The 18,484-nt window shown below is 26.8% G+C and carries 16 protein-coding genes; 6 read left to right on the top strand and 10 right to left on the bottom strand.

All coding sequences use genetic code 11. The features are described 5' to 3' along the window. Positions 1 to 462 precede the first annotated feature (462 nt). The 3 genes from JYG23_RS15145 to JYG23_RS08780 all read right to left on the bottom strand — a co-directional run bounded on the left by JYG23_RS15145 (position 463) and on the right by JYG23_RS08780 (position 2,494). Positions 463 to 585 carry a hypothetical protein gene (locus tag JYG23_RS15145; protein ID WP_207237987.1) on the bottom strand — a complete coding sequence of 41 codons (123 nt, stop codon included), beginning with the start codon at positions 583 to 585 and terminating at the stop codon, positions 463 to 465. A gap of 30 nt (positions 586 to 615) precedes the next feature. Next, positions 616 to 1,470: a DUF5067 domain-containing protein gene (locus JYG23_RS08785; protein WP_207235277.1), complete on the bottom strand. Its 855-nt coding sequence runs from the start codon at positions 1,468 to 1,470 to the stop codon at positions 616 to 618. A 64-nt stretch (positions 1,471 to 1,534) separates the two neighbouring features. Continuing rightward, the gene (locus JYG23_RS08780; RefSeq protein WP_207235276.1) at positions 1,535 to 2,494 is read right to left on the bottom strand and encodes a DUF5067 domain-containing protein; all 960 of its coding nucleotides are present in this window, start codon (positions 2,492 to 2,494) and stop codon (positions 1,535 to 1,537) included. A gap of 535 nt (positions 2,495 to 3,029) precedes the next feature. Here JYG23_RS08780 and JYG23_RS08775 point away from each other — a divergent pair. Beyond that, on the top strand, positions 3,030 to 3,407 hold the full coding sequence (locus tag JYG23_RS08775; RefSeq protein ID WP_207235275.1) for a helix-turn-helix domain-containing protein: 378 nt from the start codon (positions 3,030 to 3,032) through the stop codon (positions 3,405 to 3,407). Between the two features lie 8 nt (positions 3,408 to 3,415). On the opposite strand, the gene JYG23_RS08770 is transcribed toward JYG23_RS08775, so the two are convergent. From JYG23_RS08770 to JYG23_RS08740, 7 genes are all read right to left on the bottom strand, one after another. Continuing rightward, positions 3,416 to 3,601, bottom strand: coding sequence for a helix-turn-helix domain-containing protein (locus JYG23_RS08770; RefSeq protein ID WP_207235274.1), 186 nt, complete (start codon positions 3,599 to 3,601; stop codon positions 3,416 to 3,418). Between the two features lie 51 nt (positions 3,602 to 3,652). Further along, positions 3,653 to 4,138 carry a RadC family protein gene (locus tag JYG23_RS08765; protein WP_207235273.1) on the bottom strand — a complete coding sequence of 162 codons (486 nt, stop codon included), beginning with the start codon at positions 4,136 to 4,138 and terminating at the stop codon, positions 3,653 to 3,655. A gap of 30 nt (positions 4,139 to 4,168) precedes the next feature. Further along, the gene (locus JYG23_RS08760) at positions 4,169 to 4,717 is read right to left on the bottom strand and encodes a recombinase family protein (protein ID WP_207235272.1); all 549 of its coding nucleotides are present in this window, start codon (positions 4,715 to 4,717) and stop codon (positions 4,169 to 4,171) included. A 162-nt stretch (positions 4,718 to 4,879) separates the two neighbouring features. Continuing rightward, positions 4,880 to 6,067, bottom strand: a complete 1,188-nt coding sequence (locus JYG23_RS08755) for a hypothetical protein (RefSeq protein ID WP_207235271.1) — start codon at positions 6,065 to 6,067, stop codon at positions 4,880 to 4,882. 81 nt (positions 6,068 to 6,148) lie between these two features. Further along, a complete protein-coding gene (locus JYG23_RS08750; protein WP_207235270.1) occupies positions 6,149 to 6,631 on the bottom strand; it encodes a hypothetical protein in 483 nt (160 codons plus the stop codon). Positions 6,632 to 6,640: 9 nt separating this feature from the next. Then, positions 6,641 to 7,609, bottom strand: coding sequence for a hypothetical protein (locus JYG23_RS08745; RefSeq protein WP_207235269.1), 969 nt, complete (start codon positions 7,607 to 7,609; stop codon positions 6,641 to 6,643). Then, the gene (locus JYG23_RS08740) at positions 7,609 to 8,691 is read right to left on the bottom strand and encodes an amidoligase family protein (RefSeq protein ID WP_207235268.1); all 1,083 of its coding nucleotides are present in this window, start codon (positions 8,689 to 8,691) and stop codon (positions 7,609 to 7,611) included. The genes JYG23_RS08745 and JYG23_RS08740 overlap by 1 nt, the downstream gene beginning before the upstream one ends. A gap of 228 nt (positions 8,692 to 8,919) precedes the next feature. Between JYG23_RS08740 and JYG23_RS08735 the strand changes: the two genes are divergently transcribed. The 5 genes from JYG23_RS08735 (at position 8,920) to JYG23_RS08715 (ending at position 18,159) form a co-directional block, all read left to right on the top strand. Beyond that, positions 8,920 to 9,102, top strand: a complete 183-nt coding sequence (locus JYG23_RS08735; protein ID WP_207235267.1) for a DNA-binding protein — start codon at positions 8,920 to 8,922, stop codon at positions 9,100 to 9,102. Beyond that, complete coding sequence (locus JYG23_RS08730; RefSeq protein ID WP_207235266.1) at positions 9,099 to 12,098, top strand: Eco57I restriction-modification methylase domain-containing protein; 3,000 nt, start codon at positions 9,099 to 9,101, stop codon at positions 12,096 to 12,098. Before JYG23_RS08735 ends, JYG23_RS08730 begins: the two co-directional genes overlap by 4 nt. A gap of 5 nt (positions 12,099 to 12,103) precedes the next feature. Further along, complete coding sequence (locus JYG23_RS08725) at positions 12,104 to 13,738, top strand: class I SAM-dependent methyltransferase (protein ID WP_207235265.1); 1,635 nt, start codon at positions 12,104 to 12,106, stop codon at positions 13,736 to 13,738. Positions 13,739 to 14,031: 293 nt separating this feature from the next. Then, positions 14,032 to 16,104: an ATP-dependent endonuclease gene (locus tag JYG23_RS08720; RefSeq protein ID WP_207235264.1), complete on the top strand. Its 2,073-nt coding sequence runs from the start codon at positions 14,032 to 14,034 to the stop codon at positions 16,102 to 16,104. Continuing rightward, positions 16,105 to 18,159: a UvrD-helicase domain-containing protein gene (locus JYG23_RS08715; RefSeq protein WP_207235263.1), complete on the top strand. Its 2,055-nt coding sequence runs from the start codon at positions 16,105 to 16,107 to the stop codon at positions 18,157 to 18,159. Positions 18,160 to 18,484: the final 325 nt, after the last annotated feature.

Below are 18,484 nucleotides of genomic sequence, written 5' to 3'. Positions count from 1 at the left end.
TAAAACTGATTATTACACTTTGAACATAAAAAATAATTTGTAGTAAATTTGTTGTCATTATCTGTGCGGGGTTTGGGGTATATAATGCAAAAGACAAGATAAAAGTTTGACAAGTTAAATAAATATGTTTAAATTTCAATGAATTTTAATCTGTAAAAGATAAAGAGAACTTCATTCGAATTCTAACTTGTCAACCATAAAAATATACAAAAAATAAGAATGCAACTACCTTACATTATTAGAGATAGTTAATATAGTAAATTGGCATACCAAAAATTTATTGTTTATATAATAACAGAGCATAGTCAAATGACTATGCTCTAAATTATATATTGAATTTTTAATAGCTGTTAGTAAAATATATTGTTTAAGCAAATCTTATTCAACATCACCCATATTCCATTTGCTAGAGTAAACTATATTGCCAGTTTTATTATACAACGTACCTTTTCCATTGTATTTTTAGTAACTGAAATTATCTTCATACATTAACTGAGTAGAATTCTTAAAATATAGTTTTCCTTTGCCGTGATATTGACTGTCCTTAAATTCACCTTTATAAAGTAGTTTTCCTTTATAATAGATTTCTCCATTTTTTACTTTTTATTTTAATTGCTACTGAATAACTTCAATGTCATTCCAATTTATAGTCAATTCGTGTGTATCAAGACCTAATAGATCAGAAATTTTTTCAATACTCATTTCTATAGGCATATCCACATTCCTAGTTTCATACAATAAAAATACATCAATGCTTTCTTCTTTCCCGATTTCAGTATTTCTATTTAAGACAGGTAAATCATAAAATTTGTTGCCATGAGATATTTCTCTGACATGATTTAGTTGTACATCATTTTGATAAAGCTCAATAGCCATACAATCATTAAATTTTATAGGTTTAGAAGATGTGTTTTCAAATAGAATATGTACACATACATACTGTTCATTTCCATACTCAGTATAATAAACACCTGTAAGATTAGCTTCGTAGTTTTGAGGTATATTTAGGTATCCTACAATGAAAAGAACTAATATAATGTATAAGGCTATTCTTTTTTTGCTTATCTTTTCACCCTTTGGTCTATTATATTTAGTTGTTCCTGTTACTTTAAAATAAGCAAACACAATAGTTTTAAGTATAAACTCAACAATTACGCCGCAAACTTCTAATTTAATCACTAAGACAATTAAATTAATTAAATCAAAATTACCTGTAAATAAAGCCCATATATCTTTAATGAAATAAACTATTGTTATGGCAAATGTAATTAGTTGAATCCTTGATAGTAATATATTCCTTGGTGTTCTTTCTTCTTCATCTAAATCATTACCATTCCATGTTTCTTTAATTTCTTCTTGTATTGATTTAGTAGTTTCAGCTTCATTGCTGCTAACATTTTCATTTATATTTTCGTTAGATGCAATTTTTGTGTTTTCGATGCTTTTATTATCATTTTCATTATTAGTCATGATTTATCTCCATTCTTATACATAATAAATTGAAACAACTCTTTATTTATTCATGCCAATATAGCTAATTATATAGACAACGTGCAGAAATACTTGTATTGTTAGAATCAAAATAAATTATAAGTGTAATATTATCATCTAATGGTAAATAACAATATACTTCATCTTGACCAGTAGCCGGATTGCTTTCAGCTATTGGCTCAATTTGACATCCTAATGCACTTGATAATTCTTCAGAACTCATTCCTACGACAGCATCACCTAAAATATTAACACCATCATTGCCGCAAGCAGCTGTAACTTTTGCAGTTGTAATATCTTCGACAAATCCGTCTATGAAGAAGAAAACTGATATGTCTTTGAATGATACTATTTTTCCCCCATCATAATATTCGTCTGATATCGTATAATCTTCTCCAAATACTTGAACAAGGTCTCCTAGAGTGGCATCGTAGAAATCACATATACCTAAAATATCATTAAGCTCTGGAAAATCTTCAAATATAACAGTATTTTTTGTGGTATCATCACTAAATTCAATTTCGACAGAACTAGTATAATTTCTTAGTTCATAAGAAACATAAATTGGCACAGTTTTGCCTGTTTGTATTTTAGTAAATGTGAAATCTTCCTTTCCGTTTTCTATGGATATTCTGTCAAGTGATATTCCATCTTGATAAGCACTAATATATCCATATAAATCAAAGCTAATAGGATTTTGTGATTTATTCGTAAATCCAAATGTTATAGTTATTATGTTTTCATTCAGAATTATTTCATTTATGGAGATATCAAAATTAGTATATTGTATTGTATCTCCCAATTCATATATTTCTTTGTTGTCTTCAGTATTTGTTTCATCAGCATTTTTTTCTGTATTATTTTTTGTTTCACTTAAAATTTTATCTAATTCTTTTTGATCTTCTTCTGACAAAGTTGTATTTAATGTAATTTTTTCCCTAAAGCATGATGTTAATAAAAAAAGCATAATCATTAATATGCTTAATAATGTTATTTTTTTCATTTTTTCCTCCGTTTTTTTGATAAAATTTGATAAAGTAAAAGACTTTATGTCCTAAATCTATTGTTGATTATTTTTATGTAAATATTAAGTCATTAGTAATATGGAGCAAATAATTATAAAAAGAAGTAAAGCTATATATATTAATTTAACTTATTTTGCCTTTCTTTTAAAAGTTAAAATTAATAATACAATTACTGTTGCTATTAAGATATAAGGGTTACTAAATGCAAGCTTTGTTATTAAAAAGCCCACAAGACCACATAATACTATCTCTGTTAGGCAACCTTTACTACTAAAATATATTACGTTGAAAAGGCTGTGATATATATAACAGACCCAAATGCTTAAAATAATCCATATTATATAAAAAAATATTTCCATCTTACCTCCTTCTTATGAAAATATTGTAATATAACATCATAATTATAGAAAAATATTATAAATTTGTCAACTCTATAGTAAATAAAAATAATAGCAACTATAGTTATTTGTTTTAAATTTAAAGTATTATTACAATTAATTTGAGGTGGTTAACATGGATGATAAAAATATTGCTATACTGTTAGGTGAGCATATTAGAAATATAAGGAAATCTAAAAATTTAAGCCAAGAGCATGTTGCCTTATGTGCTAATTTGTCTCCAACGTTTTTTGGACAAGTAGAACGTGGTAATAAGAAGCCTACTATTGATACATTAGATAAAATTGCTAAGGCACTTGATATTAAAATAATTGATTTATTCGATTTTGATGCACCTCAAATTAATTTAGAACTTAAAAATAAAAGCAAAAGTATGGATGCAATACATATACTTTTAAATTCAATGGATGAAGAATCTATCGAAGAAGTCCTCAAGGTAATAAAAGCTATGATTAACTTTAAAAATATAAAATCTCATAAAAATAAGGTATAGGATTTTCCCTATACCTTCAATATTGATTTTTCTACATATTCAGTTACTGATTTTCTCGGTATTCTCCAATTCTTACCGTTCCTATATGCTTTAATAATTCCTTGATTCAAAAGCTTGTAAGCATTGTTTTTACCTATTTTTAATATTTCGCACATTTCTTCAACAGTTAGTATATCATCATATTGATTAAACATATTTAACATCCTTTCTTAAGTTTTATATTACTGTAATGTTAAATATATATTTTATAAAATATCATGTTCTTTAAAGCTAAGATAGCTACAGTCACCAATTATAATGTGGTCTATTAGTCGAATACCAAGTATTTTTGCGACTTCATTTATTCTATTTGTTATACATTTATCCTCTTTTGATGGTTCTGTATCTCCGGAAGGATGATTATGTGCGATAATTATTGAAGCAGAATTGCTAAGTATTGCAACTTTAAAAACTTCTCTTGGGTGAACAACTGTGCTATCTAGACATCCAGTGCTAATAATTGATATGTCTGTTGGTTGGTTTTTTGTATTTAGACAGCAAAGCATAAATTGTTCTCTATCACTATCAGCGATAAATTTAGAAAATAAAGAAGCTACATCACTAGGACAAGATATTACCCTAGGAAGATAACTAATACTTTTTTCTTTAACAAGTTTAACAGATACTAAATTAATACGCTTGCCGTGTTCGTTATTTTTGCATGTTTCATTATTTTTATTTTCATATATCATTTTAATTCCTCCATACGTTCAAAGAAAGTGTTATTGCTCATTTAATCTTCTATAGAATGTACTTTTACTAATTTTTAATATGTTTATTGCTTTAGTAGCAGTTATTTCACCGTTTCTAACTTTATTGAGTAGAGTGTTCAAATTGCTTTTTTCAATTCTTTTTCTACCTTTGTATTTACCTTCATTTTTTGCTATTTCAATACCTTCGCGTTGACGTTGTAAAATATAGTCTCTTTCTAGTTCAGCTACAGCTCCAAATATAGTAAGCATAAATTTGCCAGTTGGAGTAGTGGTATCTATTTTTTCTTTTTCAGATACAAACTCAACGTCTTTAGATTTTAATATTTCAATAAGCTCTAATAAGTCTTTAGTATTTCTAGCAAACCTACTAATACTTTCGACTATTACCGTATCACCTTTTCTAACAAAATTAAGTAACCTCTTAAGTTCAGGTCTATCAGTATTTTTACCGCTAATTTTATCTATAAATAATTCGGTAACACCTAACTTTTCCATTGCTATCTCTTGTCGCATGGTATTTTGTTCTAAGGTACTAACTCTTACATAACCGATTTTCATTTGTTCAAATTATCTCCTTTACTTTAAATAAAAAAGTCCCAATTGGGTATGAATTTCCTTTGGGACGTTCCAAAATTGGTAATTCAACTCTATTGAGACTTAAATTTTGTGTTTCATATGGGTATACCTTTTTGGGAAAACTTTATTAAACTAGATATATATTTAACTTATTGATATTTCATTTGTATAGTAAGAGTGAACTCCGTTTAAATCTTCCCAATATAAAAGCATTTGTTGTTTTTGTTGTGCCTGGTCTAATAAATTATTACCAATATTTATAGCTTCTTTAGCACCATTAATTATTTCTTCAGTATTAGAGTACATATTCTTTTGATTAATTTCAAAAATATTTTTTTCACTTTCTTTTCTAAGTTTTCTATTGCCACCAATCCATCCTGGCATCTGTTTTTTCCACCAATTTAAGTTATTTATGGTTTGAGACATTGATTGTGTAATTTCTTGTATTTTTTTAGGACTTTGCTCAATATTGCTCCATAATATTTTATAACGTTCAATTTTTTCAATTAGTTGTTCAGTTAATATTTTCATAAAACCAGGATTTTCTTGTAGAGAAATTTTAATTCTTAAAGTATCTATTCTAAGATCTAATATAGATAATATAGTTACCATTATTGCATCTGTTTGCATAATATCTATATCTTCAGATAAAAGATTAGAATTAATACCTAGTGATTCATATAAAAATTTATATCTTTCAAAAACTGTATTTATTGTATTTTCAATAAAGGTTAATCTTATTATCATATCTTGAGAAAAATAATTTGTTAGTGAGTATTCTGTTTCAATTGAATTTAAACGAGCACTAGAAGATATTATTTCTCCTATATAAGTTGCTTCGGATCTATGTAATATTCTGTTTAGTGTTTTTTCTATATTAGCTAATTTTTCATTAATCGTTTCAAATTGTTGCATAATCGTTATGGTTGAAACAGCTTGATAAGCAAGTAAAGGTGCTGCAACAGGCATTAAAGCACCCGAAATAGGAATAAAAGGGGCTTGTGCTACAATACCACCTGAACCCATAACAGCACTACCAACACCATTTCTTAAAGTCATTAATGTAGCAGGATTAACAGTAGCCATAAAAAGTGTGCCTGATGCTGCAGACGATAAACCTAATGCTCCTGTTCCAGTTGCTAAAATGGAACGCATGCATTTATCGGATGCTTTTCCACCATTATTAAAGTAACTTCCCTGAGATTGATATGTTTCATTAAATTTTGTTAGTAATGCATCTTTGATTTTACCATTAATTGCTATTAGACCGAATTGTTCATTTGAGTTAGGCGAAGAATAAACTTTTACATAATTTTGTTTTTTAAAAAACATTTCATCCTCCATAAATATAAAATTGATTATTAAAAGTATTGTTAAAATTATTTTACAATATTTTCTATAATTTAACAATAGCTAAAAATGATAATCAAATGTCTTTATTATATAATACTTGCAATCATCCTCCATTTTTCTAACAAATTCATCCATAGTCAACAACTCAATACCTTCATTACAAAAGTAGAAGCTGTATTTATCATTATATAGATTGTTTAATTGCCATAGGTCATTAAATATGTATATATTACTACTAGAAAATTTATCAAGTGTTATATCATCCTTCTTTTTTACTAATAATTCAATGAATTTGTTATATTTATCTTTAAAATACATAGTTTTAAAATCATCATGAGATATTATATATTTTCTATCAATATCGACATCTATAGGTAAATCATTAAGTGTAGCTTTTAACCATTTAATATCCTCGTGTAGGCTGCTATTAACTACATAATCAGCTATATTATTAGTAAACCAATGCTCATTAAAGCTGCTTGTAGTTATATTAGATTTCTTAATCTTATTATTCTTGCTATATACAAATATTCTACTATGCATGTCTACCTCCTACTTACAGTAATAACAATCAATATACATAGATAGCTCGTTAGGATCGTTTAGTAATTCTTCTATATCCTCAACCTCAAAACCAGTATCCATAAGTAAATCAATATTTTTCTTTGTAAAGCCTAAACTTCTAGCATATTCAATTATTAGCTTGTAATAACTACACTCAATACTATCACTATCACTAGTGTTGTTATTGTCATAATCATCATAATATTTATATGGACAACTAGGAAAACTTAATGTCTCATTAGGAGTATACTGAGACATTTCTTTTTTGCCTTTAGTATCTATTTTTAAAATATCACCTTGAAACAGCTCTATTTTATTGTATTTAAGTTTATTTAAGCCAAGTCTTTTTAGGGTTTTAGTAAGTATTTCTTCGGTAGAAGCATAAATATAAAATCCATACTCTTTGAAATGATATAGAGCTAATGGACTTTCACCCTTGATGATGTATAGATTACCTTCATTATCAAGAATAGTAAATGTAAAATATCCTTCTAGCTGTTCAACTGAATCAGCTATTGACTTAAAATCAAGAGATTTATGGTTGTCTATTAATTGAACCGCTATGTATGTATCAGTTTGAATATGGGTATTTTTCAGCTTGAATTGTCTTCTTAGCTGTTCATCATTATAGATAATGCCATTGTGTGCTAATGAATATTTAGTATTATTACAATTACCCACAAATGGATGATTATTATAGTTGTACTTTTCTAACCCTTGTGTAGTTAATCTAGTATGTCCCATTATTGTATTTGCACCTTGAGGTACATTAAACTTAATTTTATGAGAGGGTAGAGGTCTTTTAAATACAGTAAGTCTGTTATTAAAATTATAAGATATACCTGTAGCATCTGTTCCTCTAACTTCACATTCATTTGCTAATACCTTTAAAATAATATTCTTTTGCTCCTTATTCAAGTTTTTCGTATAATTTAAAATTCCAAATAAGCTACACATTATTTAACACCTACTTTCCTTGTATATAATTTTCTTTCTTCTAAATAGGTAATTAATTCTGGAACCGCATATGGGTTTAACCTATTAATAAATTTATTCCATGTCAAATTATGAATTTCTTTATCAGACATAGAAAAAGCCACATTACATATTTCATCAACGAATTGTAATGTGGCTATGAGTGTATTATATTTTAGAGTTCCTCTAAATACTCTAAATTCAATGGTGCTAATATTTGTAATATTAACACATGTATATCTTGAACTGTTTCTTTTAGCTTTGTCTAATACATCCTTTGGATTGCTTTTAATATCATATTTATAAGCCCAGCGCCTAATATTATCTTCCGTTCTTCTGCTAAAACATACTATCTTGTCCCAGTTGTTTTCAACAAAGAATAGAACCCTTGAAATCCTTTCATCCTGTTCTTCAATGGAGGAACCAAAGAAATTTTTATTAACATGTACATGAAGTCCGGCAGTTTCTGTATAATGACTTGAATAATCAAGATCTTTTGCCTTTTCAAGCACTTCTTTCCATGGCATATTATTTTTATGATAATCTAGTGTCATTGGATGAGTAACTATTTCCATGCCTTCATCTAATGAACTATCATGCTTAATATATATATGGCTATCTTTATTATTCGCAATATCTTGAATAAGCTGAGCATTGTATTCAGATTCTCCACCTTCGTCAATCTCAAGCTCTACACCTAAATATTTATTTCCATCACCGAAAAATATGGGCTCTGGTTTATAGTTATAGTCTTTTATGTAATAATCAATTTTATTATAACAACTTCTACAGTAAGGTTCATCCTCATAATAATAAATTTCAGATAAGGGAATTACTTCATCACATTCAGTACAATACCTATAGTTATTATTAAAACAAGTATTACAGAAAAACCTGTCATTATGCTCCATGGCGCTTTCTCTAAGCATAGTTTTACCACAAATAGAGCAATTTACAGTTAGCTCATCATAACAATCGTCACATAATATTTCACCATCAAACTCATTAATTTCTGAACTGTCAAATTCGTTTCCACATACTTCACAAATTATTTTTTTACACATTTTATTTTCCTCCAAATTTTATGATCCTCGCGAGGGGTTCTCTATGCAATAGAGACCTCTCACATTTGTATTCAGGGTTATAATATATAAGTGAAATGTGTTTAATTATCAAAAAAGTGTTGATAATTTTATGATTCATAAAGTAATTATTGTAATTGTTCGATATATAGAATATAATGATTTATATTATAATTTTTCATAAATGTATATATTAAGGAAGGTGCAAAAATGGAGTATATGACGGCACAGGATGCTGCTAATAAATGGGGAATAACACGTAGGCGTGTACAGATTCTTTGCTCAGAAGGCAGAATAAAAGGTGCAACTAAAATGGCTAATTTATGGGTACTTCCAAAAGATGCAGAAAAGCCAAACGATGCTAGAAAATGTAAGAATGGAGATAAAAAATGAACAAAATAGAACAGATTGAAAGTCTGACTAGAAAGTTTGAAGAAAATCTTGAATATTATCATGACGCTAATAAGCATTATAATGAACATTCTTGCAGGATTGAATATATTGATCCATTGCTTAAACTGTTGGGATGGGATGTATCTAACGAAAAAGCATTACCTCCTCAATATAGGGAAGTTATTGTTGAGAATTATTCAACTGAAACAGACCGACCAGATTACTCATTAACATTGAAGGGAGTTACAAAGTTTTTTGTTGAAGCAAAGAAACCGGCAGTTGATATTAGTAAAGTATTTGAATCGGCATTTCAAGCAAGAAAGTATGGCTGGAATGCAAATCATAAGATAGTTGTGCTAACAAATTTTGAATATTTAATTGTGTATGATACTACTTATGTTCCGGAAATAAACGATAATTGCTCTGTAGCGTTATATCGTAAATATCACTATAGCGAATACTCAAGTAAATTTAATGAAATAGAAGAGCTTTTATCTCGTGATAATATCTATAATGGTGTTTTTGATAACTTTTGTGTAAATAATTTTATCTGTTCAGAAAGACATAAAAAACAAGTTGACGATTTATTTTTAGAGCAAATTAACAACTGGAGATTATCATTAAGTAATTATTTATACAGTACATCTGAAAAATATCGTTCAATAGGAAAGCTTAATGATGTGGTACAGGAGTTTATAAATCAAATTGTTTTTTTGAGAATATGTGAAGACAGAAATTTACCATTATATCATAAATTAAAGGACACAATTAATGGTGAACAGGTAAAAATAAAATTAGAGGAACTTTTCCGTTTAGCAGATAGAAGATATAATTCTGGAATATTTGAAGGTGAAAATATAATTTTTGATCTAAATAACCAAATTATTATTGATATTATTATAAGCCTTTATTATCCTCAAAGTCCATATATGTTTAATATTATTGAGCCAAACTTACTTGGAAAAATATATGAGGCATTTTTAACAGAACAACTATCTATTTCTGATAATGATACAATTATCCTGAAAAAGAAGAAAGATTGTGTTAATAGAGCAGTTGTAACTACTCCAACTGAAATTGTCAAATATATGGTCGAAAAAACTTTAAGTAGATTATGTTCAGGAAAAGCACCAAAAGAAGTGGAAAAATTAAAAATTGCGGATATTGCTTGTGGGTCTGGAATATTCTTGGAGGAAGCCTATAATTATTTGATACAGTATTGTATAGAGTGGTACAAGATAAATCAGCCTGATTATTTGATTGAATTAGATTCAGGGCGCAAAAAATTACCGCTAGAGGATAAAAAAAGAATATTATCTTCGTGCATTTTTGGTATAGACATAGATATTCATGCTGTTGAAGTTGCGAAATTTTCATTATTAATTAAACTTATAGAGGATGAATCAAATCCATCTGTAGAATCTTGTTCACCAATATTACCTAATATTGATGATAATATTGTTTATGGTAATTCATTAATTAGCAGTAATGAGTTAGCAAAGATGAATGTTTCAAATGAAGAATTGATTGAAATTGCACCATTTGATTGGAATTTAATTAATGGTGGTAAATCTTTTGATGCTATTATTGGAAATCCTCCATACGTAAATACAGAAGGTATGCATAATCTTCTAGCTCAACTTGAATTTGATTTATACAAAAAAAGTTATCAAACTGCTTATAAGCAGTTTGATAAATACTTTGTTTTTGTAGAAAGATCTATTCAAAAAGTTATAGATGGAGGATATGTTTGTTACATTATTCCTAATAAGTTCTTTAAAATTGGAGCTGGTCAAAAGTTGAGAAAGCTTATATCGACAAATCAGTTTTTGGTTTCATTAGATGATTTTGGTGATGCACAACTTTTTGCTGACAAAACAATTTATAGTTCAATTATTTTAATGCAAAAACAGATTTGTGAACAATTTAATTATGCAAAGGTAAAGTCCTCCGCAGCATTATGGTCGGGAGAAGAGAATTGTTCTGTTGTATTAAAAAGCACTATACTTAATGAATATCCTTGGAGATTGACTACTGATTTTGATTTCTTGAATTTATTGAAGAAATTAGATAATGTTGCTGTTTCAATTACAAAATATGTTGATATTTTTGGAGGAATTCAAACAAGCGCAGAAACTAATAAAACATATTGGTTTTCATTAGAAAATGTTCTGCAGGAAGATGAAAATACATTTACTATTTTTAAAAACAATAAGACTTATACTATTGAAAAAGATATATTAAGACCATATTTTAAACCTGTTAAAAAAAGCGAAAAGGGATTAAATACTTATAGTATCTTGCAAACCGATAAATGGATTATATTTCCATATGATGTTAATGGGCATTTATTTGCTCAAGATATAATAAAAACTAAATATAGCGGTACATACAAATATTTACTTGATAATTATGATGATCTTGTACCACGAGGAATAGCACCACAAGGGAAAAGAAAAGTTCCTTATGCAACAGCTGATACTTGGTATCAATATGGCAGGAATCAGCATCTTTCATCATTTGCTAATAGAATAAAGCTAATTGTTGGAATTATGAGCAAAGCTCCTATGTATGCATATGATACTCAGAATATGTTAATATCGGTTGGAGGTACAGCAGGATATTGTGCCATAACTATTAAAGAAGATAGTCCGTATGAGTTAGAGTATATTCAAGCATGGCTTACAAATTTACACACGGAACGCATATTACAGATTATAGGTAGTGATTTTGAAGGTGGTTATTTTGCTCGTGGTGGTGATGTTTTGAAAATGTTACCGTTTGTTGAACTAGATTTTAATATTCCAGAGCAAAAAGAAATATATGATATTGTTGTAAAAGAGACACGAGAGATTTATAAAATTAATGAGCAGTTAATAAAAAAACCTGAAAAAAGTGTTGTTACTACACTTGAACGAAAAAAAATTAAACTTATTAAATCAATTGAAATAAATATAAATAAAGTATATAGGCTTGAATTCTTAAAGGATGATTAAAGACAATGAAATTAAAAAAAGATAATACAGAGCAAAAGTTAAGAGGAGCATATTATACGCCATTGCAATTAGCAAATGCTATGGTAGATCTTTTTGCTGCCGAAAATATATCAAAGATTTTAGAGCCTAGTTGTGGAGATGGTGTGTTTCTTGATAGTATGAAGGAAAAGAATTTTTTGAAAAAAGTTGAGAAATTTACAGCTATAGAATTGGATACACAGGAAGCGCATAAGGTAAAAAATAAATATAATAAATATAATAAATATATGAATGTAGATATTATAAATAATGATTTTTTTGATTTTTATAATCAGAATTATAAATCTTTAAAATATGATTTAATTTTAGGAAACCCTCCTTACATTCGTTATCAATATCTTTCAGAAGAACAACGTGAAAGTTTATCATGTATTCTTACATCTCATGGAATGAAGTCAAATAAACTTGTAAATGTATGGGTTGGATTTTTGGTAGCTTGTACACAAATGTTAAATGAAACAGGAAGAATAGCATTTGTAATACCTGCAGAAATATTGCAAGTAGCATATGCTGAGGACTTACGATTATTTTTATCGAATCAATATTCAAGAATTACTCTAATTACATTTGAGAAGCTTGTATTTCCTGAAATAGAGCAAGAGGTGATTGTATTTGTTGGAGAAAAGGGTGGTGAAGAAAAAGGTATAAGAATAGTAGAAATAAATGATTTAGATGATTTTGCCTCATTAGACTTGCATTCTAATGGATATCAAAAAATGCAGCATGTTAAGGAGAAATGGACGAAATATTTTACTACATCTGATGAAATAAAGGCAATACAGCAAATAAAAAAAGATGCGCGGTTTGCATCATTTTCTAGTTTTGGTACTATCAATGTAGGTGTTACAACAGGTAACAATGACTATTTTTCTGTTGATAAACAAACAAGTGAAATATATCAACTTGATGAAGTAACACTTCCTTTAATTGGAAGAAGTTCTCATGCGCACGGGATATATTTTACTAAATCAGATTGGAAGAAAAATGATGATAATGGTAAAAAAGCTAGATTAGTAGTATTTCCTTCAAAACCTTTTAGAGAGTATGCTTTAAGGCATACAGAGTATATTAAATTAGGTGAAGATAATGATGCGGATAAAGGATACAAATGCTCTATTAGAGATAGATGGTATATAGTACCTTCCATCTGGATACCAGATGCATTTTTCTTAAGACGTAACAACTTATATCCGAAGTTTGTATTAAATAAGTGTGAAGCAATTTCAACGGATACGATGCATCGTATGAAGTTAAATGAAGAGGTGGATGCAGAAACATTACTTCTTTCTTATTATAACAGTATTTCTTTTGCATTTACCGAAATATGTGGTAGGAGTTATGGTGGTGGTGTGCTTGAAATTCTGCCTGGTGAGATGGGAAATATCATGTTACCAATTGTAGAAAATTTTCCTGAAGATAAAAAGAAAGAATTGCTTAAAAAAATTGATAATATTGTAAGAAATAATGAAAATATAGAAGATGCATTAGATCTTGTTGATAATGTTGTTCTTATAGAGTTTTTGAAATTTGATTCTGATTTGTGCAAGACGTGTAGAAATATATGGAAAAAACTTCAGAAAAGAAGATTAGGTAGAGGATAATAAAAACACTGTTTTTAAAATTATTAATTATATAATATGGTATAACAATCAAGTATAGATTGTTATACACCCTAAAAGCAAAAACTCAGAAATATGTCTTTAATGATTAGTTCTGAGTTTTTTTTGTATATTGTTTTTAAAATATAATTTTTCTAACGTTAAATTATTAATTAAGCTATACTAAATTAAAAATACATTTATTTACCTTTATTCCTTGTAAAATGGAAAATAAATGGTATAATATGTAATATAATATCAAAAAATTATTGGAATTGTTATTTTGGAGGAAAACTATGTATTTAAAGAGCTTATCTATTATTAATTTTAGAAAATTTGGAGAAATAGATAAAGATAATACTATTGAGTTTATTGATGCAGAGGACTATAAAAAAAGCACAGCTGTAAATAATAAAGTTAATATCGCACAAAAAACTACTCTTATAGTTGGAAAGAATAATAGCGGTAAAACAACTGTTACTGAAGCTTTAAACAAACTTATAAATGAAACTAAATTTAAAGCAGAAGATTTTAATTTTAATTATCTCAAGAATTTGTTAGAAAAATATAAAAAACATGATTTTAAAGAGATTGACGCTATTTCATGTCCATATTTAAAATTTGTAATAATAATTGGAATAGATAACAACAATGAAGACTTAGTAACAAACATTATTCCGTTTATGTCATTAGAAGATGTAAAAAAATCAGAAGTAGAAATTATTGTAAAGTATGAAGTAAAAGATAGTGAAATATATATAAAAGATTTAGAAAAATTTTTAGCCAAAGATTATAAAAGCCAGGAATTCGATAGATTTTTGTATTTAATAAATAAGACAGAATTTCAAACCGTATACTACAATTCAGCTAATGAAAAAAGAAATATCTTTAGTTTAAATAAATTAATAGAATTAACACCCATAAAAGCTATTAATATTAAAAATAATAATTGCTTATCAAAAGCATTTCAAAAAATTATTGAATATAGATATAATATAATTATTGATGAAAAAATTGTGGATAAATTAGATGATGAAATTTTAAAAATTAACAATAAGTTATCTAAGGATATAAAAAAGAATCATAGTGATGACATTAACAAATCTTTAAGTAAAGTTATTTTAAGTGAAAAATGCAAGGTATTGTTAAAGTCGGATTTAACATTTCAAAAGCTAATTCAAAGTGTTATAAAGTATGAGTATGTAGAAGGTAACAATAATATTCCAGAACAGCAATTTGGATTAGGTTATACACATTTAATGATGATAGTTGCTGACATAATTACTTATATGGAAAAATATCCAGAATCATCTTTTAATAGCAAGGTAAATTTAATATCAATTGAAGAACCAGAAACGTTTATGCATCCTCAAATGCAGGAACAATTTATTAAATACATTGATGATATGATATCAGCCCTATTAGAAAGCAAAAATAAACATGTAAATAGTCAAATAATTATAACTACTCATTCATCACATATTTTAAACAGTAAAATACACTCAGGAAATACATTCAATAATATAAATTACATTACTACAGTTGATGGTATAGCAAAGTCAGTAAGCCTAAATGATGATAAAATTATAGATATAGATTTTAAATCTGAAGATGAAGAAAAGATAACAAAGTATGAATTAAACTTTTTGAAAAAGCACATAAAATATAAGGTATCAGAACTATTTTTTTCAGATGCTGTTATTTTTGTAGAAGGAATAACCGAATATACATTATTACAATATTACATTGATGAAAATTCTAAATTAAATCAATATTATATTTCTGCTTTCTTGATAGATGGTGCACATGCAAAGGTATATGCAAAATTAATTGATATATTAAATGTACCATCGCTAATTATTACAGATATAGATATTAAGCGTAGTAAAAAAGAAAAAGGTGAAGAAGGTTTTCCAGAAGTTTATAAACAAATTAATACATTATGTAGTAGGATAACAACTAATGAAACTATAAAATTTTTTTATGATAAAGAAAAATTATGTGATATTGTTAAAAGTGGGTATATAGAACTAAATAATTTAAAAATAATATTTCAAAAAAATCGTATAAAGGGATATTATTCAACCAGTTTTGAGGAAGCTTTTATTTTAACAAATAGTGATAATAAAATATTAAATAATGTTTTAAAAGATATTAAACCTGACATATATAAGAATATTATAAAAAATGGTGGACTAATTAATAATTCATATAAATTGCAAGTAAAGCTATCTAATTCAAAAAGCAGGTTTGCTAATAGCTTACTATATAATATTTTAACGTGCGAAAGCAATGAAAATATTCCTAAATTACCTAAATATATAGTAGATGGGTTTAAATTTCTTGAAAATAGGTTAGGGGGTAAATAGGTGAATTATAATAATTTATCAATATCACAAGATAAAAAAGAAAAAGAAGATAATATAGTGATAGATATTTTTGACTGTGTAGATAAAAGACAAAGCATTGTATTTGATGCAGGAGCAGGTGCAGGCAAGACATACACGTTAATAAAAACATTAAAATATATTATAGAAAAAAATAACAAAGAGCTTGAGGCACATAATCAAAAAATTTTATGTATTACATATACAAATGTAGCGACTAATGAAATTAAAGGAAGACTTGGAAATACAAGTTTAGTAGATGTTTCAACGATACACGTAATAGTTTGGGATATCATTAAGCCATATCAAAAACAGCTTGTTCAAATTCATAAAGAAAAACTTAACCAGGAAATTAATTTTAAAAAAAATGCATTGCAAACAGAGAAGTGGGCTGAAAAATATAAAAAATTAAATGAAGAAAAGAGATTAAAGTTTCTTGATGTAATGGTTGACAAAAAAGATTTATATTACAAATGTAAAAATGAATTAGCAGATGTTATAGAAGAGAACTTTAAATCTATAATGCAAGAATTTGACGGTATTTTAGATAATAAAAAACATTTCAAAAAAGTAGTTGATTGTTTGTTTAGAATTAAAAGGTATAAAGAAACTGTAACTAAAATTGATGATAAAAAATTAAATGAAATTAAATATGATGCACGTTACAACTTTGATAGATTGGATAAGATGTGTATAAGCCATGATACTTTATTAGAATATACATATAATCTTGTAAATCAAAATAATTTGTTAAAACATATTATTTGTGATAAATACCCATTTATATTAGTAGACGAATATCAAGACACTGATTATAAAGTTGTGACAACACTTAGTTTATTAGATGATTTTTCTAAAACAATTAATCATAGAGTATTTATAGGATATTATGGTGATTTAAAACAAAATATTTATAATACAGGAGTTGGAGATAAATTTACAGTAATAAATAAAAATCTATGCGAAATACAAAAGAAGTATAACCGAAGGTCAATGAATGAAATAATAGAAGTTGCTAATAAAGTTCGAAATGATGGTTTAATACAAGAATCGATATATGATAATTTTACTGGAGGAAGTGTCAATTTTTATGCAAATACTAATATTACAGTAGAAGAGTTTATAAATAAACATATTGAAAAGTGGAATATTACACAGGAAAATCAATTGCATTGTTTTGTTCTAACTAATAAAGTAGTAGCCAAAGAAAGTGGCTTTGAAAATATTTATAATTTTTTTGAATTATCTAACTATTATAGAACGGGAATAAATTATAAAAATTTAAGTCAAGAACTCTTAAGTACAGATACTAAAAAATTAGGAGTTGTTCAGAATTTAATTTTTAAAATTATAGACTTTAGAAACAAAATAAATGATGATAGAACAATGGTTTATGAAATTATTTATTTAGATGTATGCAAAGTTTTAAATATTGAATTGCTAAGAGAGTTGATTAATAAATTTAAAAAAATTAGTGGAGAATCATTAAAAGAATATATCTATAATATATTTAAATTATATAATCAGGGAGATAAAAATTATGATATATGTATAGATTACTATATAGGCAAAGAGAATAACTCGTATAAAAAAATTGAAGAGACAATATTTACAAAGTTGTTTCAAACAGACGAAGATAATGATGATGGTGTTAAAAAAGACAGGAAGAAAGTTGAAGAATTTTTAAATTTGAATATTGATGAATTTGACTTGTGGTATAATTATATTATATCAAAGAGAAAAGATAAGGTTATTTACCATACATATCATGGAACTAAAGGATTAGAATTTGATAATGTTATTATAATAATGAAAAATCAATTTAATAGAGACAATGAGTATTTTAGCAAATTATTTAAAAGTTATTTTGAGGTTTCAGAGTCAGGTGAAGGAAGTAAAATAGAAAAAGCAAGAAATTTACTTTATGTTGCAACCACTAGGGCTGTCAAAAACTTGAGCATTTTATACTTAGATGAAATATCAAATATTAAAGATGAAATTGAACATATTTTTGGACAAGTTCAAACAGAAGTGTAAAAAAACTATTTCAATATAAATTATTTGTATGTAACAAAATGCTAACACAAAAAAACCATTATATATAAAGCAAATAATATATTTTGTTGATTATACTTATTAAAAGTACTTTGGGACAGGTTTGAAGTGTCATATAAATTCTGACAAAATGTAGATGGCAAGTAAAGAGAGACAATTAAGTTTGAAACTGTTTCTTGATAATACAGCAATATCTCTTAATAATTCTTTTATACATTTTTTTGTTTATCGAATGTAGGCATAATTAGTTTTGTTCTTACATTATAAACATACAAAAGCTTACCGTTATCAATCAATTTTATCATAC

The sequence above is a fragment of the Sedimentibacter sp. zth1 genome (assembly GCF_017352195.1).
Classification (GTDB): domain Bacteria; phylum Bacillota; class Clostridia; order Tissierellales; family Sedimentibacteraceae; genus UBA1535.
The sequence above is the reverse complement of the archived record's forward strand: the minus strand, read 5'-3'. Positions and strand labels throughout refer to the sequence as shown.

Coding starts and splice junctions, on each gene's coding strand:
- JYG23_RS08785 (WP_207235277.1), bottom strand. CDS start 1,470: ATGACTAATAATGAAAATGATAATAAAAGCATCGAAAACACAAAAATT.
- JYG23_RS08780 (WP_207235276.1), bottom strand. CDS start 2,494: ATGAAAAAAATAACATTATTAAGCATATTAATGATTATGCTTTTTTTA.
- JYG23_RS08775 (WP_207235275.1), top strand. CDS start 3,030: ATGGATGATAAAAATATTGCTATACTGTTAGGTGAGCATATTAGAAAT.
- JYG23_RS08770 (WP_207235274.1), bottom strand. CDS start 3,601: ATGTTTAATCAATATGATGATATACTAACTGTTGAAGAAATGTGCGAA.
- JYG23_RS08765 (WP_207235273.1), bottom strand. CDS start 4,138: ATGATATATGAAAATAAAAATAATGAAACATGCAAAAATAACGAACAC.
- JYG23_RS08760 (WP_207235272.1), bottom strand. CDS start 4,717: ATGAAAATCGGTTATGTAAGAGTTAGTACCTTAGAACAAAATACCATG.
- JYG23_RS08755 (WP_207235271.1), bottom strand. CDS start 6,067: ATGTTTTTTAAAAAACAAAATTATGTAAAAGTTTATTCTTCGCCTAAC.
- JYG23_RS08750 (WP_207235270.1), bottom strand. CDS start 6,631: ATGCATAGTAGAATATTTGTATATAGCAAGAATAATAAGATTAAGAAA.
- JYG23_RS08745 (WP_207235269.1), bottom strand. CDS start 7,609: ATGTGTAGCTTATTTGGAATTTTAAATTATACGAAAAACTTGAATAAG.
- JYG23_RS08740 (WP_207235268.1), bottom strand. CDS start 8,691: ATGTGTAAAAAAATAATTTGTGAAGTATGTGGAAACGAATTTGACAGT.
- JYG23_RS08735 (WP_207235267.1), top strand. CDS start 8,920: ATGGAGTATATGACGGCACAGGATGCTGCTAATAAATGGGGAATAACA.
- JYG23_RS08730 (WP_207235266.1), top strand. CDS start 9,099: ATGAACAAAATAGAACAGATTGAAAGTCTGACTAGAAAGTTTGAAGAA.
- JYG23_RS08725 (WP_207235265.1), top strand. CDS start 12,104: ATGAAATTAAAAAAAGATAATACAGAGCAAAAGTTAAGAGGAGCATAT.
- JYG23_RS08720 (WP_207235264.1), top strand. CDS start 14,032: ATGTATTTAAAGAGCTTATCTATTATTAATTTTAGAAAATTTGGAGAA.